Origin of the sequence: Clostridium sp. (genome assembly GCF_036569345.1) — a bacterium.
In the GTDB taxonomy this organism is placed as follows: domain Bacteria; phylum Bacillota; class Clostridia; order Clostridiales; family Clostridiaceae; genus Clostridium_AD.
Window position 1 is genome coordinate 1 of the sequence record NZ_DATCQT010000169.1, and the last position, 17,541, is coordinate 17,541.

Annotated in this window: 12 protein-coding genes; all 12 read left to right on the forward strand. The window is 31.7% G+C overall.

What is annotated here, in order from left to right; genetic code table 11:
* The first annotated feature begins 504 nt into the window (after positions 1–504).
* The 12 genes from VIM70_RS16935 to VIM70_RS16990 all read left to right on the forward strand — a co-directional run bounded on the left by VIM70_RS16935 (position 505) and on the right by VIM70_RS16990 (position 17,392).
* Complete coding sequence (locus VIM70_RS16935; protein WP_331946958.1) at positions 505–2,217, forward strand: methyl-accepting chemotaxis protein; 1,713 nt, start codon at positions 505–507, stop codon at positions 2,215–2,217.
* Between the two features lie 375 nt (positions 2,218–2,592).
* Entirely contained in the window at positions 2,593–3,291 is a 699-nt protein-coding gene (locus VIM70_RS16940; RefSeq protein ID WP_331946968.1) for a FadR/GntR family transcriptional regulator, read from the forward strand.
* A 221-nt stretch (positions 3,292–3,512) separates the two neighbouring features.
* A complete protein-coding gene (locus VIM70_RS16945; RefSeq protein WP_331946959.1) occupies positions 3,513–4,301 on the forward strand; it encodes an electron transfer flavoprotein subunit beta/FixA family protein in 789 nt (262 codons plus the stop codon).
* Positions 4,302–4,318: 17 nt separating this feature from the next.
* Positions 4,319–5,527: an electron transfer flavoprotein subunit alpha gene (locus tag VIM70_RS16950; RefSeq protein WP_331946960.1), complete on the forward strand. Its 1,209-nt coding sequence runs from the start codon at positions 4,319–4,321 to the stop codon at positions 5,525–5,527.
* 105 nt (positions 5,528–5,632) lie between these two features.
* Positions 5,633–7,030: an FAD-binding oxidoreductase gene (locus VIM70_RS16955; RefSeq protein WP_331946961.1), complete on the forward strand. Its 1,398-nt coding sequence runs from the start codon at positions 5,633–5,635 to the stop codon at positions 7,028–7,030.
* A gap of 105 nt (positions 7,031–7,135) precedes the next feature.
* Positions 7,136–8,659, forward strand: coding sequence for an L-lactate permease (locus VIM70_RS16960; protein ID WP_331946962.1), 1,524 nt, complete (start codon positions 7,136–7,138; stop codon positions 8,657–8,659).
* Positions 8,660–8,671: 12 nt separating this feature from the next.
* Positions 8,672–9,946, forward strand: a complete 1,275-nt coding sequence (gene larA, locus VIM70_RS16965; RefSeq protein WP_331946963.1) for a nickel-dependent lactate racemase — start codon at positions 8,672–8,674, stop codon at positions 9,944–9,946.
* A gap of 437 nt (positions 9,947–10,383) precedes the next feature.
* The gene (locus VIM70_RS16970) at positions 10,384–10,611 is read left to right on the forward strand and encodes an FAD-binding oxidoreductase (RefSeq protein ID WP_331946969.1); all 228 of its coding nucleotides are present in this window, start codon (positions 10,384–10,386) and stop codon (positions 10,609–10,611) included.
* Positions 10,612–10,626: 15 nt separating this feature from the next.
* A complete protein-coding gene (locus tag VIM70_RS16975) occupies positions 10,627–12,150 on the forward strand; it encodes an L-lactate permease (RefSeq protein ID WP_331946964.1) in 1,524 nt (507 codons plus the stop codon).
* 12 nt (positions 12,151–12,162) lie between these two features.
* The gene (gene larA, locus VIM70_RS16980) at positions 12,163–13,437 is read left to right on the forward strand and encodes a nickel-dependent lactate racemase (RefSeq protein WP_331946965.1); all 1,275 of its coding nucleotides are present in this window, start codon (positions 12,163–12,165) and stop codon (positions 13,435–13,437) included.
* A 217-nt stretch (positions 13,438–13,654) separates the two neighbouring features.
* Entirely contained in the window at positions 13,655–16,636 is a 2,982-nt protein-coding gene (locus VIM70_RS16985; protein WP_331946966.1) for a sigma 54-interacting transcriptional regulator, read from the forward strand.
* Positions 16,637–16,915: 279 nt separating this feature from the next.
* Positions 16,916–17,392 (forward strand): PTS sugar transporter subunit IIA, encoded by a 477-nt coding sequence (locus VIM70_RS16990; RefSeq protein WP_331946967.1) that lies wholly within the window; start codon positions 16,916–16,918, stop codon positions 17,390–17,392.
* Positions 17,393–17,541 lie beyond the last annotated feature (149 nt).

A 17,541-nucleotide genomic window follows, 5' to 3' on the forward strand; every position in this document is an offset into this window, starting at 1 on the left:
AGCCTACGGCTTTTTTAAAATAGAGTGTAAAAAAGCCTTTTTGTCATGCCTATAATTAATTTGAATGTAACTTTTTATAGAAATAATCACTTTCTTTCCTAAAACGTGGCAATTGTTAATTATTGTTTTCTGACTATACTACTAGTTTAGATTAAAATGACATAATTTCATTTGAATATTATATTTATTTAATTTTTATTAGATATAATAATGTTAGTAGTCAGTTACACTATTGCTTTTAATTATATTTTTCAGAGTTATACCATATTTAGATTTAGTATACAATAATCAAAATAGTATTACAATATAGTTATTTTTTTAACAAAAAGTGTAAAAATTAGACTATTTTTTAAGAAATTAAACAAATTTTTTTAAAATGTTAAATTTCCTTAAAGTTAAATTAAAAACAAACGAATATATTGTTAAGTTAGTAAAAGTATAATTGTAAATATTAATATGGTACAAAAGATGAAAAGTAATATTTTATTTGGGGAGTGAAGATTAATGAAATGGTTTAATAACTTAAAAATGATTCAGAAACTAGTCTCTGCATTTGTCCTAGTTGCATTGTTTATAGGGATTGTTGGGTTTATTGGGATGATTAATATTAATAATATTGATACAAATCTTAAAAATATTTATAATATAGATTTGGTTGGTGTAAATGATATTGCTAATCTCAAATCAAATTTATCAGAAATAAGAGGAGATTTATTGTTAATTCTTGATCCTATAAACAAAGGTGATTTGCAAAAAAATAAAGACAGCATAACAGGTCTTATGGCCCTTAATAATAAATTTATTGTAGAATACAAAACAACTATTACAACTGATTTAGATAGGCAACAATTTGCAGAATTTGAAAAATTAAATACTGAATATACTACAGCCAGAGATATTTTAATTAAACAAGCAGAATGGGGGGACTTTAGAAAAGCAAGTGGACTTGCTTCAGGTCTTACTAAAATCAGATTGGATATGTTTACAGTTCTAGAAAAAGAGAGAAAATTAACTATGGATATGGCTAAAGTGGATTATGATAATAGCCAAACATCATTTAATAGTGCCTCGAAGGAAAGTACACTAGTAACTATTATAGGATTATTGGTAGCTATTGCCTTAGGTTTATTAATTGCAATTTCAATTTCAAAGGAGATAAAAAAGGTTGTACTCATTGCTGAAGCACTTTCAGAAAATGATTTATCAAAAGTTGTTGATATTGACAACAAGAGTGAAATTGGAATTTTAGCAAAAGCTTTAAATAAAGCAATAATAAACATAAAAACCTTAATCAGTGAAATATCAGAAAGTGCAACAGATATTAGTTCTACTAGCGAAGAACTGTCTGCTACAACAGAGGAAATAGCAGCACAAATGGATATTGTTAATGAATCAGTGAGACAAGTATCCATTGGCACAGAACAGTTAAGTGCCACAACGCAGGAAATAAATGCAACAACAGAAAATATTGCGGAAAATGTGGCTGATGTGACTTTAAGAGCGAATAACGGGAAAAATCTTGCAAGTGATATAGAAGTAAAAACAATTCAAATTAGAAAAGGTGCTGAAGATAACCTTAGTGTTACAGATAAAATATATATGGAGAAGCAAGAAAAAATATTAAAGGCAATTGAAGAAGGCAAGGTTGTAAGTGAAGTTAAGATAATGGCTGATGAAATAGGGGATATAGCAAGTCAGACAAATCTTCTTGCACTTAATGCAGCAATTGAAGCAGCAAGAGCAGGAGAACAGGGCAAGGGCTTTGCAGTGGTTGCTGATGAAGTTAGAAAATTAGCTGAAGAGTCAGAAATGGCAGTTCAAAGGATTCAAGAAGTAACTGAGAAAGTTGAAAAAGCATTCCAAAATCTTTCAATCAACGCTAAAGATGTATTGAGTTTTATGGATAATAAAGTTAAACCAGATTATGCCTTACTTCTAGACATAAGTAAACAATATAATGAGGATGCTGTAGTTTTTAATAAAATTTCCTCTGATATTGGGGCTTCAATGGATATAGTTAATGGAACTGTATCAGAAATTAAAAAAGCAATTGAAAGTGTATCCTCTACAGCAGAGGAATCGGTTGCAAGTTCTGAGGAAATACTTGCAAGTGTTAATGAATCTACTATGGCAATAGGAGAAATAACAAAAGCATCTCAAAGCCAATCAATACTCGCAGAGAAGCTGAATGGTATGGTTAACAAATTTAAGCTGTAAAATAGATTTGCAGAGTATGATTAACAGCTTTAAAAAAGATGATTTAACAGCTTTATAAAAGATGATTAACAGATTCACAGAATATGATTAACCGATAAGATTTTATAAATCTTGTCGGTTTTTTTAAAATAAACTTTTACTTGGAATTGTAAAAAAACTAATTTTATATATAAACTTCATACAAGAAAACGTTTATATATAAATAACCTTTGCTATGATCTAATTTAATGCATTATGAAATTGTAATTATTATGTAAGTGTGTATATAATGTATATAAAGGATAGAGTTCAAACATTACAAGGAGGAAACATACCATGGATAAAATTGAAAATAGTACATTAATGAATGTGGAGCAACATTCAGGCAAGATAAAAATGTTTACTCCTATAAAGAACACTAAAGTTTATGAACAGGTAATTGAGCAAATAAAAGATATGATTGATAAAGGTACCCTTAAAAAGGGAGATAAACTTCCATCGGAGAGAAATCTAGTACAGCAATTAGAGGTAAGTAGAGCTTCTATTCGTGAAGCACTTAGGGCATTAGAAGTTATTGGGCTTATTGAGTGCAGATCTGGAGAGGGTAGTTATATAAAATCAAGTTTTAAAGATAATTTATTTGAACCTTTATCTATTATGTTTATGTTAGAGGGACGAGACCCAGAAGCGATATGGGAGCTTAGAAAGATTCTAGAGGTGGAGGCTTCAGGTCTTGCTGCGAAGAGAATAAGTAGCGAACAACTAATGGATTTAAATGATATTACTCAAAGATTTCTGAATTGTCAGGATGAAAATCTTACTGCTCAGATTGACAAGGAGTTTCATTATAAGATTGCAGAGTGCTCAGGTAATGTTTTAATATTTAATATTCTTTCAACAGTATCAACTCTTGTAGATCATTTCATTAAGGATGCAAGAAAATTAATATTAGAACACGAAGGAAATAGGGAAATACTCCTTTTTCAACATAAAGAAATATATCTATCCATTGAAAAGCGCAGTTCTGCAGATGCAAGGCAAGCAATGAGGGTACATTTAGATTTTGCAAATAAGTATAAAATCGAAATGAAATAATTTAAAAATATAGGATTTTATGTAAATAATAAGGAGACAGTAATATAAAATATTACTGTCTCCTTATTATTCTTTATATGGAATTAAAAAAAAGATTGTTAACTACTTAACAACAGTAGCAATATTCAAAATAGTATGGTATTATGAATTTAGAAAGTGGTCAGACCATCTTACCAATAATAATTTATCGAATTTTATCTCAAAATGTAGGAGGAGAATATATGGAAATATTAGTTTGTATAAAACAAGTTCCAGGAACTTCAAATGTTGAAGTGGATCCAGTTACAGGAGTTTTAAAAAGAGACGGCGTAGATTCAAAAATGAATCCTTTTGATTTGTTCGCATTGGAAACAGCACTTAAAATCAAAGAACAACAAGGTGGATTAATTAAAGTTATAACTATGGGACCACCTCAGGCAAAGGATGTTATTCGAGAAGCATTTATGATGGGTGCAGATGAAGGAGCATTAATTTCTGATAGAAAGTTTGCTGGTGCGGATGTTCTTGCTACATCTTATACTATATCTCAAGGTGTAAGAAAAATGGGTGAATTTGATCTTATATTATGTGGAAAGCAGACTACTGACGGTGACACTGCTCAAGTCGGACCAGAAATGGCTGAATACTTAGCTATTCCCCACATTGCAAACGTTTTAAAGATAATAGAAATAAAAGAAAAATCAATTGTTGTAGAAATGGATATGGCAGATACTATAGAAGTAGCCGAAATTCAATTTCCATGTCTTCTAACTGTAGATAAAGATATATATCAACCAAGACTTCCATCTTATAGAAAAAAAATAGCTACAAAAGATAGAGAGATAAAAATGATATCATTAAATGATTTTGAAGATAAAGATGAAAAAAAATATGGACTTAATGGTTCACCAACTCAGGTTGAGAGAATATTCCCACCAGATGTAAATAATGATCGTGAAACATGGACAGGCACTGGTGCAGAGCTTAGTTTAAAAATGGCTTCAAAACTTAAAGAATTAAAATTTGTATAAAGAAGGGTGGAATTCTAATGAGTAAATTAATTTGTAACCAAGAGAAAGTAAACGATTCAAATGTCCAAGAATTAATAAAGGTTTGCCCTTTTGGTGCTATAGAATACAATGATGGAAAAATTGAAATTAATGCAGGTTGTAAAATGTGTAAGATTTGCGTTAAAAAAGGTCCGACCGGAGTAATGGAATTTATTGAAACAAAGGGAATACAAGTTGATAAGAGTTTATGGAAGGGTATAGGAGTATATGTTGACCATGTTGAAGGGGTAATACATCCTGTAACACTTGAATTAATAGGAAAAGCAAGAGAACTTGCTGCAGTTGTTAATTTCCCTGTGTATTGTGTGTTCATTGGGCACGATATAAAGGAAAAGGCAAAAGAATTACTTAACTATGGAGTAGATGAAGTTTTTGTTTATGATTATGAAGAATTAAAGGATTTTAGAATAGAACCTTATACAGCAGCATTTGAAGATTTTGTAAATAAAGTAAAACCATCTTCTTTACTTGTTGGTGCTACAACTATTGGTAGATCACTTGCTCCTAGAGTTGCAGCAAGATTTAGAACAGGACTCACAGCTGATTGTACAATACTTAAAATGAAAGAAAATACAGACCTTGTACAGATAAGACCTGCTTTTGGCGGTAACATTATGGCACAAATCATTTGCCCAAATAATAGACCACAGATGTCGACAGTAAGATATAAAGTTATGAATGCTCCTGAAAAACTATGTGCTCCACAAGGTAAAATTACGATTTGTGAAATGGATATAGCAAAACTTAAATCAAACATTGAAGTTTTAAAAGTTACACAAAAAGAGATTGAAGAAAACATTTCAGATGCAGAAGTAATCATTGCAGTTGGAAGAGCATTGAAATCTGAAAAAGATTTGGCTATGATTCAAGAACTTGCAGATCTTCTAGATGCTCAAATTGCTGGTACAAGACCAACAATTGAAGCAGGTTGGATTGATGCTAAAAAACAAATTGGTCTTTCTGGTAGAACAGTTAAACCTAAATTAATAATAGCTCTTGGAATTTCTGGGGCAGTTCAATTTACTGCAGGAATGAACAGTTCAGAACGTATATTTGCAGTAAATAAAGATGCAAATGCTTCTATATTCAATGTAGCTCATTATGGAATAGTAGGAGACATATATGAAATAGTTCCTCAATTAATCGAAAATATTAAAAATTCAGGAGCGGAGTATTGTGTACGTTAATATTACAGTAGCGAAGATTAAAATTAAACGGCACAGATAAAGAAATAAGGAAGATAGTGTTATACAAACTAAGTTCACTAGATAGATAATCGAGGAGGTAATCTTATGGATTATAAAAAGCTTGATGCTAAGGATATAGAATTTTTAGTGTCAATATTAGATAAAGATAGGGTTTTTACAGGAGAAGCAATAAACGATGATTTCAGTCATGATGAAATGGGTGGAATAAGCAAAATGCCAGAAGTATTAGTTGAAGTTCTTACAACTGATGAAGTATCAAAGATTATGAAATACGCAAGTAAAAATTTAATTCCAGTTGTTGCAAGAGGTTCAGGAACAGGACTAGTTGGAGCATCAGTTCCAATTTACGGTGGGATTATGATAAATATGTGCAAAATGAATAAGATAATTGAAATTGATGAAGAAAATCTAATGTTAACTCTTGAACCGGGAGTACTTTTAATGGAGATAAGTAAATTCGTGGAAGAACATGATTTATTTTATCCACCAGATCCAGGTGAAAAATCTGCAACAATTGCTGGTAATATAAATACAAATGCAGGTGGAATGAGAGCTGTAAAGTACGGAGTTACTAGAGATTATATAAGAGGACTTGAAGTAGTACTTCCAAGTGGAGAAATACTTGAAGTTGGAGGAAAAGTAGTTAAAAATTCTACTGGATATAGCATAAAAGACTTAATTTGTGGGTCTGAAGGAACGCTTGGAATAATCACAAAAATAATATTAAGACTTTTACCATTACCAAAGAAAGCTGTATCACTTTTAATACCTTTTCCAAATCTAGATATAGCAATAAATACAGTCCCACTAATAGTTAAATCAAAGGCAGCACCAACTGCTATAGAATTTATGCAAAGAGAAGTTATTCTTGCCGCTGAAGAATTCCTAGGGAAAAAATTCCCGGATAATTCATCAGATGCATACCTTTTATTAACTTTTGATGGTAATACTATAGAAGAAATAGAAAAAGCATATGAAGGTGTAGCTAACATTTGCCTTGAACAAGGTGCTCTTGATGTATTTATAACTGATACAGATGAGAGAAAAGAGGCTGTTTGGTCTGCAAGAGGAGCTTTCCTTGAAGCTGTTAAAGCAACAACAACTTATATGGATGAATGTGACGTTGTTGTTCCTAGAAATAAAGTTGCTGAATTTATTAAATATACAAATGACTTACAAAAGGAATTTGATATAAGAATAAGAAGTTTTGGCCATGCAGGAGATGGTAATTTACATGTATATGTGTTAAAGGATGAGCTAACAGATGAAGCATGGGACATAAAGATTGCGGACGTGTTTGAAGCAATGTATAGCAAATCAAGGGAGCTCAAAGGTTTAGTATCAGGAGAACATGGAATTGGATTTGCTAAGAAAGCATATATGTTAGAACAGTACGGCCCTGTATATGTAGAACTAATGAAAAATATAAAATTAGCATTTGATCCTAAAAGTATACTGAATCCAGGTAAGGTCTGTCAATAAAAATACTACATCGCCAATGTCTTTTAAAGATGTTGGCGATATATAATCTTTTTTGTATTCGATTTCAAATGGACTAATATTACGAAGTAAAGGAGAGAATAAAATATGAACGAATATTTATTATTTTTCATAGCCCTTATCCCTATTGTATGGCTCATGGTATCATTAGGTGTTTTAAAAATGCCAGGACACAAAACTTGTTCAATTACCCTTGTAATTACGATAGTACTTGCAATCCTAATTTGGAAAATGCCCATTAGCCAAGCTCTTACAGCAACGCTTGAAGGTGCAGCAATGGCAATATGGCCAATAATTGTTGTAATAATAGCAGCGGTGTTTACCTACAATCTTTCTATTCATACAAAAAGTATGGACGTAATAAAGGATATGATGACAGGGATAACAACTGATAGGAGAATTTTAGTTTTAATTGTTGCTTGGGGTTTCGGTGGATTTCTTGAAGCAATTGCAGGATTTGGTACAGCAGTAGCAATACCTGCAAGTATACTAGCTGCACTTGGATTTGATCCAATATTTGCAGCGATAATATGTCTTATTGCAAATACAACACCAACAGCTTTTGGAGCAATAGGGTTACCAGTAACCACACTTGCAAAGGTTGCGTCAATTGATCCGGTAACCTTAAGTTATGCAGTTGGCCTTCAATTATTTGTATTAATAGTAATTTTACCATTAATACTCGTAATGCTAACAGGTAAAAGCATAAAGGCAATAAAGGGAGTTGTGTTTATTTGTATTGCGTCAGGCTTAGCTTTTGCAATACCAGAGCTTCTTATAGCAAAATATTTAGGTGCTGAACTTCCAGCATTAATTGGATCAATAGTATGTATTATTGTAACAGTTACAATAGCTAAAGTATTTTATAAAAAAACTGCAGCTAAAGATAAAGTTAATGTATCAGTAAAACAAGGTATAATTGCTTGTGTACCATATATTTTAATTCTAGCTTTTATATTAATTACAAGTTCTCTAGTTCCAGCAATTAATAAACCATTATCAGCTATTAAGACTTCTGTTCAAATATTTACTGGTCCACATGCAAAACTTAGTACTTTTACATGGATTGCAAATCCTGGTACTCTTATAATTATTGCTGCATTTATAGGCGGGCTTGTACAAGGAGCTAAGTCTAGCGAAATAGTAAAAGTATTTACTAATACTTGCAAGCAAATGAGTAAAACGGCGATTACAATAGTTGCAATAGTAGCACTTGCAAAGGTAATGAGTTATAGTGGAATGATAACATCTATTGCGGTAGTAGTAGTTGCAGTAACAGGAAGCTATTATCCATTAATTGCTCCAATAATAGGTGCATTAGGAACTTTTGTAACAGGTAGTGATACATCCGCTAATGTATTGTTTGGACCGCTTCAAGTTGAAGTTGCAAGAAATCTTCATATGAGTCCCTATTGGTTAGCAGCAGCTAATACTGGCGGAGCCACAGCAGGTAAAATGATTTCACCTCAAAGTATTGCAGTTGCAACAGCAGCAACTGGACTTGTAGGAGCTGAAGGTAAGATATTAAAGGCGACACTTAAATTCTGCCTTGCGTATGTAGTGATATTAGGATTAATTACGTACTTCGGAGCAAGATTCTTTACAATGTAGGAGGGAATAGTTATGACAAAAATAAAAATTCCATATTCCAAACGGTTTTTGGAAATTGAAATACCAGATAAAAATTTGGTTGCAATACTCGAATCAAAAGCTCATGCGTACAAAGTAGAAAATACTCAGCAGGAAATTGTAAATAATGCATTAGACAATCCTATTGGAAGTGCAAAATTAGAAGAACTAGTTAAAGGTAAAAAAAACTTAGTTTTAATAACTAGTGATCATACAAGACCGGTACCAAGTAAAGTAACACTACCAATATTACTTTCTAGAATCAGAAAGGTGAATCCAGAAATCGATATAACAATATTAATTGCCACTGGGTTCCATAGACCAACTACAAGGGAAGAAATGATCAATAAATTTGGTCAGGAAATTGTAGATAATGAAGTTATAATAAATCATGTATCAGAGGATTATGATAGTATGGTACGAGTAGGTACGCTTCCCTCAGGTGGAGAACTATTGCTTAATAAGATAGCAATGGAAGCTGAGCTTTTAATTTCAGAAGGATTTATAGAACCACATTTCTTTGCAGGATTTTCTGGAGGACGTAAAAGTGTCCTTCCTGGAGTGGCATCAGCAAAGACAGTTATGGCAAATCATTGCTCTGAATTTATAGCAAGTGAGTATGCACGCTCTGGAGTTATTGAAAATAATCCAATTCATAGAGATATGTTATATGCTGCGAAGCAAGCTAAGCTAGCTTTCATACTAAATGTTGTTATTGACAGTGAGAAAAATGTTATAAATGCATTTGCAGGAGATAGTGTACTTGCACATGAGCAGGGGTGCAAATTTGTGATGGAGCTTGCATCTGTGAAAGCAGTTAAAGCGGATATAGCCATTTCAACTAATGGGGGATATCCACTAGATCAAAATATATATCAATCTGTAAAAGGTATGACGGCCGCTGAAGCAACTTGCAAGGATGGCGGAGTTATAATCATGGTGTCCGCTTGTAATGATGGACATGGTGGTCAGTCATTCTATGACAATATTGCGAATGCAAGTAGCCCACGTGAGGTTCTCGATAGAGTAATTAAAGTAGGAAGAAATGAGACAGCACCAGATCAATGGGAATTTCAGATTCTTGCACGTATACTCGATAAGTTTACTGTGATTTTTGTTACAGATATGTGTGATCCTGAAATGATAAAAAAAATGCATATGCAACATGCATTTACATTTGAAGAAGCGCTTAAAAGGGCTTTTGAAATTAAGGGACATGATGCAACAATATCAGTAATACCAGATGGGGTTTCAGTTGTGGTAAGGTAACTTCAAATAATTCAATATATAATAAGCGTTAGTTAGATAAGATTTACATTATCTAACTAACGCTTTTGTTTTATATAAAAGAATTAGTTAGATTGATATATAATTAACACAATACAAGAAATTAATAATAAAGTAAGAAATTTTGAAAAAAATATAACGTGTTAATATGATAACAATGGGAAATGATAAAAATAATGTATGTTAATTAAATATCAATTATATAAATATTCAAAAAAGTGTGATAAAATGTGTTTATAAGATGGTATGACCACCATTGGTCATACCACATATTTAACAGTTTAAACATATCTGTAAGATTATTTATGGACTTTTTATTTCTTTATTTTAATAAAAGGGGTTGAATATCCAGTTCATGTAAAGGTTTAGATTACATTTCAAGTGTCTTATTGCTTAAACGTAATTAACGTTCACATGAAATAAATCCACCACTTGCAGAGCATGGATTATTCTATGCTGGATATCCAATGAGCCTGGAAACATGTTATATAAGCGGAAACATAGCTGAAAATACTGGAGGCGGTAAGGCAGTTAAATACGGAGTTACTGGAAGATATATTATGGGTATGGAAATTGTAATTCCAACAGGAGAAATAGTTGAACTAGGTGGAAAGTTAGTTAAAGATATTTCTAATTTTACTAAGTAAAGGAGAGAATAAAAGATGAATATTTATTTGTTATTTTTCATAGCACTCATCCCTATTGTATGGCTCATGGTTTCATTAGGTGTTTTAAAAATGCCAGGGCATAAAACATGTTCAATTACACTCGTAATTACAATAATACTTGCAGTTCTAGTGTGGAAAATGCCAATTAGTCAGGCTCTTACAGCAACACTTGAAGGTGCATTAATGGCAATCTGGCCAATAATTGCTGTAATAATAGCAGCAGTGTTTACCTACAACCTTTCTATTCATACAAAAAGTATGGATGTAATAAAGGATATGATGACGGGGATTACAACTGATAGAAGAATATTAGTTTTAATTGTTGCTTGGGGTTTTGGTGGATTTCTTGAAGCAATTGCAGGATTTGGTACAGCAGTTGCAATACCTGCCAGTATTTTAGCTGCACTTGGCTTTGATCCTATATTTGCAGCAATAATATGTCTTATTGCAAATACAACACCAACAGCGTTTGGAGCAATAGGTTTACCTGTAACGACACTCGCAAAGGTTGCAGGAATTGATCCGGTTATTTTAAGTTATGCAGTTGGACTTCAATTATTTGTATTAATTGTAATATTACCATTAGTACTTGTAATGTTAACTGGTAAAAGCGTAAAGGCGATAAAGGGAGTTGTACTAATTTGTATTGCCTCAGGCCTATCATTTGCACTACCAGAACTTTTAGTAGCAAAAACTATGGGTGCTGAACTTCCGGCATTAATAGGTTCGATAGTATGTATTATTGTAACAGTTACAATAGCTAAAGTATTTTATAAAAAAACTGCAGCTACAGATAAAGTTATTATATCTATAAAACAAGCATTTATAGCATGGATTCCATTTATTTTAATTTTAACTTTAATATTAATAACAAGTTCTTTAGTTCCAGCAATAAATAAACCATTATCAGCTATAAAATCTTCTTTTAAAATATATAATGGTCCAGGTGCAACTGCTAGTTCCTTTGCTTGGATTGTAAATCCAGGAACACTTATATTTATAGCAACCTTTATAGGAGGACTTATTCAGGGAGCTAAGGTTCGCGAAATATTAAAAGTATTTGCTGATACTTGTAAGCAAATGAGTAAAACAGCAATTACAATAGTTGCCATTGTATCTCTTGCAAAGGTAATGAGTCATAGTGGAATGATAACATCTATTGCGGTGGTACTTGTCGCAGCAACAGGGGGATTTTATCCATTATTTGCTCCAATTATAGGTGCTCTAGGTACCTTCGTAACTGGTAGTGATACTTCAGCAAACGTATTATTTGGACCACTTCAAGTTGAAGTTGCAAGAAATTTGCATATGAGTCCTTATTGGTTAGCAGCTGCTAATACTGGCGGTGCCACTGCTGGTAAAATGATTTCTCCTCAAAGTATTGCAGTTGCCACAGCGGCTACAGGACTTGTAGGAGCAGAAGGTAAGATATTAAAGGCAACTTTGAAATTCTGCTTAGGATATGTAGTGATTTTAGGACTAATTACGTATTTTGGAGCAAGATTCTTTACAATGTAGGGAGGAATATAAATGACAAAAGTCAAAATACCATATTCAAAAAGGTTTTTGGAAATTGAATTACCCGACAAAAATTTGGTGGCAATATTAGAATCAAAAGCTCATACTTTCAAAGTAGAAAGTACTCAGCAGGAAATTGTTAATAAGGCACTTGATAATCCTATTGGAAGTGTAAAATTAGAAGAGTTAGTTAAAGGTAAGAAAAATTTAGTAATAATAACAAGTGATCACACAAGACCTGTACCAAGTAAAATAACAATGCCAATTCTTCTTAAAAGAATAAGAAATGTGAATCCTAATATTGATATAACAATATTAATTGCGACTGGTTTTCATAGACCAACAACACAAGAAGAAATGATTAATAAATTTGGACAGGAAATTGTAGATAATGAGAAAATTGTAATTCATGTATCAACAGATTATAGTACTGTTGTACATGTTGGAACTCTTCCATCTGGTGGAGAATTATTGCTTAATAAGATAGCGATGGAAGCAGAGTTATTAATATCAGAAGGATTTATAGAACCACATTTCTTCGCAGGATTTTCTGGAGGACGTAAGAGTGTCCTTCCTGGAGTGGCATCTGCAAAGACAGTGATGGCAAATCATTGCTCCGAATTTATAGCAAGTGAGTTTGCTCGCTCTGGAGTTATTGAAAATAACCCAATCCATATAGATATGTTATATGCTGCAAAGCAAGCAAAACTTGTCTTCATACTAAATGTTGTTATTGACAGCGAGAAAAATATTATTAATGCATTTGCGGGAGATAGTGAACTTGCACATGTTAAAGGATGTAAATTTGTAATGGAACTTGCATCTGTAAAAGCTGTTAAAGCAGATATTGCTATATCAACTAATGGAGGCTACCCTCTAGACCAAAATTTATATCAGTCAGTAAAAGGTATGACAGCAGCTGAAGCAACTTGCAAAGATGGAGGAGTTATTATCATGGTGTCCGCTTGTAATGATGGACATGGTGGTCAATCCTTTTATGACAATATTGCAAATGCAAGTAGCCCACGTGAAGTTCTTGACAAAGTAATTAAAGTAGGAAGAAATGAAACTGCACCCGATCAATGGGAATTCCAGATTCTTGCACGTATACTTGATAAGTTTACTGTAATTCTTGTTTCAGATTTGTGTGACCCTGAAATGATAAAGAAAATGCATATGAAACATGCATTTACATTTGAAGAAGCACTTAAAAAAGCTTTTGAGATAAAGGGTAAAGATGCAACAATAACAGTAATACCAGATGGGGTTTCAGTTGTGGTAAGATAATATAATATATTAAAAAGGCAAAACTTAAGTGAAGGAGAGGAGTATTCTTCTTCATTTGAGTTTTGCCTTTTAAGTTATTACTTAAGGTAAAGTTTGTTTGGTTCACTATTGTAATAAATAAATTTTAAGTTATAAAAACGAAACGTCATTGAAATGATAGCAGAAATGGAATACAATTAATTTAATATGATGAAGCGGACAATAGGAGGTTTAAATTATGATTGAGGATATAATACTTGAACTCATTGACAATGAAGATAAGAAGATACCATTAACAGACGATGATATTGCAAAAAAAGTAAATACCACAAGAGCATATATAACTCAATTTAGAAAAGAAAAGAAATTACCTAATTCTCATAAAAGAAGAGAAGAAATTTTACATAATGACATTAATAAAATTATTACTGATAATAATTTAATTTCAGACAATATGTTATGTAAAAGGTTATCTGAAATTGGATATGACATTTCAAGATATTCTGTTACTCAAATAAGGAAAAGAGTTGTTGAAAATGTTACTAAGAATATTGTTGAAAATGTAACTGAATATAAAACAACTAAAGATGTTGTTGAAAATGTAACTAAAAATAATGTAGGTAATATTGAAAATGTAAGTTTTAATAAATTAAAAAATAAAAAGAAGCTGCATAAAAATAGCCCTAATAATGAAAAGAATAACCTAAGAGAAATTATAGGATACCATGGATCATTAAGAAACCAAATAAGGCAAGCAGAGGCAGCAATTTTATATCCTCCTCATGGACTTCATACTCTGATACTTGGTCCTTCAGGAGTAGGTAAAAGTTTTTTTGCAGAGGCTATGTATAAGTTTGCGGTAAATTCTTCGAATTTTAAAAATAATGCTCCTTTCATAGTCTTCAATTGTGCAGATTATGCAGAGAATCCACAATTACTTCTATCTCAACTATTTGGATATGTAAAGGGTGCATTTACTGGTGCGAGTGCTGATAAGATTGGCATAGTTGAGAAGGCTAATGATGGCATATTGTTTTTAGATGAGGTTCATAGACTTCCTAGTGAAGGACAAGAAATTTTATTTCATTTATTGGATAAAGGACAGTATAGGAGACTTGGAGAATCTGAAAATACCAGAATTGCTAACGTTATGATAACTGCAGCAACGACAGAGGATCCAGAATCAGCTCTGTTATTAACATTTAGAAGAAGGATACCTATGATAATTGATCTTCCATCTATTAATGATAGACCAATTAATGAAAGATATATATTAATTGATAATTTCTTTTCTCAAGAAGCTGAAAGGGTTGGAAAAGAGATTACTATTAGGTTCGATGTTATAAGATCCTTGTTACTATACGATTGCCCAGGTAATATTGGCCAATTAAGAAGTGACATACAAGTAGCATGCGCTAAGGGGTTTTTAAATTCCTTAAGTAATGATTTAACTGTAGTTATTATTGAAATAACGGATTTACCTGATCATGTGCCACTCGGAGTATTAAGCGTTGCTAGCAGAAATTCAATGTCAGATGATATATTTAATGATGATTTGGTTGTTAATCCTGGAAATGTAAGTACACATAAACTAAAAGATGACAGGTATATATTACCTGATGAAATATATAGTAATATACAAAAAAAATATTATCAACTTGAAAATCAAGGTCTTAAAAAAGATGAAATAAACAAAATCATATGGAATAAGATGAAATTTGATTTAAATAGATTTGCAAAAAATATTGAGTCAAATATATTTTTTCCTAAGGAGGAATTGAAGAATATAATTGATGAAAAGATATTAAAGGTCGTAGAAAATGTAACTAATATAGCAAAGAGTTACATAGATAATATTAAAGAAAATTTTTATTATTGTGTGGCAGTGCACTTAAACTCTACTTTTGAAAGGTTAAAGCAGGGGAAAGTAATTAAAAATTCTCAATTAGATTATATTAAAAGTGAATATTATAATGAATACAGAGTTGCTAAAATATTGACTAAAGAGATAAACAAAAGCTTAGGTATAGATTTGCCAGATGACGAAATTGGTTTTTTAGCGATGTATATAAAAACGTTTTCTTCAATGGATCAAAATATAAGCCGTGTGAATGTTATTGTATTAAGTCATGGGCACGTAGCATGTGCAATGGCAGATGTAGCAAATAAATTATTAGGTACGAACCTCGCAATTGGAATTGAAATGTCACTTGACGAGAGCCCTCAAACCTTACTTAAAAAAACTATAGAAACAGTAAAAAAGGTGCATGAAGGGAAAGGGTGTTTGCTTCTAGTTGATATGGGCTCCCTTGTAACGTTTGGTGAAATTATTACTAAACAAACAGGAATCCCTACAAGAATTATTGGTAGAGTTGATACTGTAATGGTTCTAGAAGCAGTAAGAAGAGCGCTTGTAACCAGTGATTTAGATGAAATAGCTGATGCCCTTGATGGAGATAAATCCTATGTTGGAAAAGTGGAAGGTGTTAAGAAATACACTAAGACCATAATTACTGTATGTATAACTGGTGAAGGTACAGCACTCAAAATAAAAAAGTATATTGAAGATATAATGAATATTTCAAATGAAAATATAACCGTAATCCCAATTGGTATTATGGACAGAGATAATGCTCAGAATAAAATTCGTAAGATTAACGAAGATCATAATGTAATTGCAATAATAGGAACTATTAATCCTGAAATTTACGATATTCCATTCATTTCGTTTCAGAGCGTTTTGAAAGAAGATGGTCGTCGTATGCTAAAAAATTTAATAGGAATAAAAGTAATTAACCCTTTAAAGTCTGTAATTAATGAAGAAAATATACAAATAAGAGATGATCTATTTTCCAAAGGTGACGTAATTGATGTTATGTGTTCATTACTACAAAAAAAAGGTGATGTTAAGGAAGGGTTTGCAATGAGTGTTTATAAAAGAGAAATGATGGGAGGCACAATAGCTCCTGGTAATGTTGCAATACCACATGGGTCACCTGAGTATGTTGAGAAATCTTCACTTACTATTTTTAAACTTAATCATTTTATTATTTGGGAGAATGAAACTGAAACTGATACAATAATTATGCTTGCGCTTAAGGAAGATGATAAGGAAATAGTTTTAAAATTGTTTGATTTATTAACAAAGGCAGAGATAATTGAGAAAATAAATGGGGCCATTTCAGTTAAAGAAATTGCTAATATATTTTTAAATGAGTAATAATTCATATTTAAGAAACCTGTTTAAGATAAAAGCTAAATAAGCTTTTATCTTTTTTTTTATGGAAAACAAATCTATAACATTTTCAACAGGTTTATGGCACGACAATTGCTCTATATAGTTATATAGAAAGTGTAAGTACAGCTTATGTTTTTTACAGAAGAATAAATTGTTGCATTTTCAACAAGTGTTTGGCACAACAATTGCTTCTACAAATATGTAGAAAGTATAAAAAAAATGGGTAATGGATTAAAAATAATATGAAAAGGGAGGAAGCTGATGACATTGAGTATTAATGAATATTTAAATAAAGACCTAATAATAAACAACCTTGAAGCCGATACAGTAGATGATATTTTTTATTCTTTGTCTGAAATGTTGTTAAAATCAAATTTTGTAAAGGATTCCTTTTATGATGGCTTAGTCAAAAGAGAAAGTAAATTTCCTACGGGATTAACACTGGGAAAATACAATGTAGCAATACCACATACTGATGCAATTCATGTAATAAAACCTGCAATAGCAATTGCAACATTAAAGCACCCAGTAACATTCAATAATATGGATGGAGATGGTCAAGTAGATGTAAACGTTGTATTTGTTATGGTTCTAAAGGAACCTCATAGTCAGATAATGATGTTGCAGCAATTAATGCTTTTAATTCAAAATGAAGATATTTTAAAGAGTATGCATGATGCAAAAGATAGCGAGGAATTGTATGAGATAATATCAAAATTCGATTGTAATTTAGTCTAAAACAATATGGAGACCAGCTAATTAAAGTCAAGCACAAATTTTAAAAAGCAGTTGATGATTTTGTTGCACAACAAAAAGACCATTTCGAAACACGAACAATGGATAATTTAGGTATTCTTTTATTCTAAATTATGCTACTTCCCTAGAAT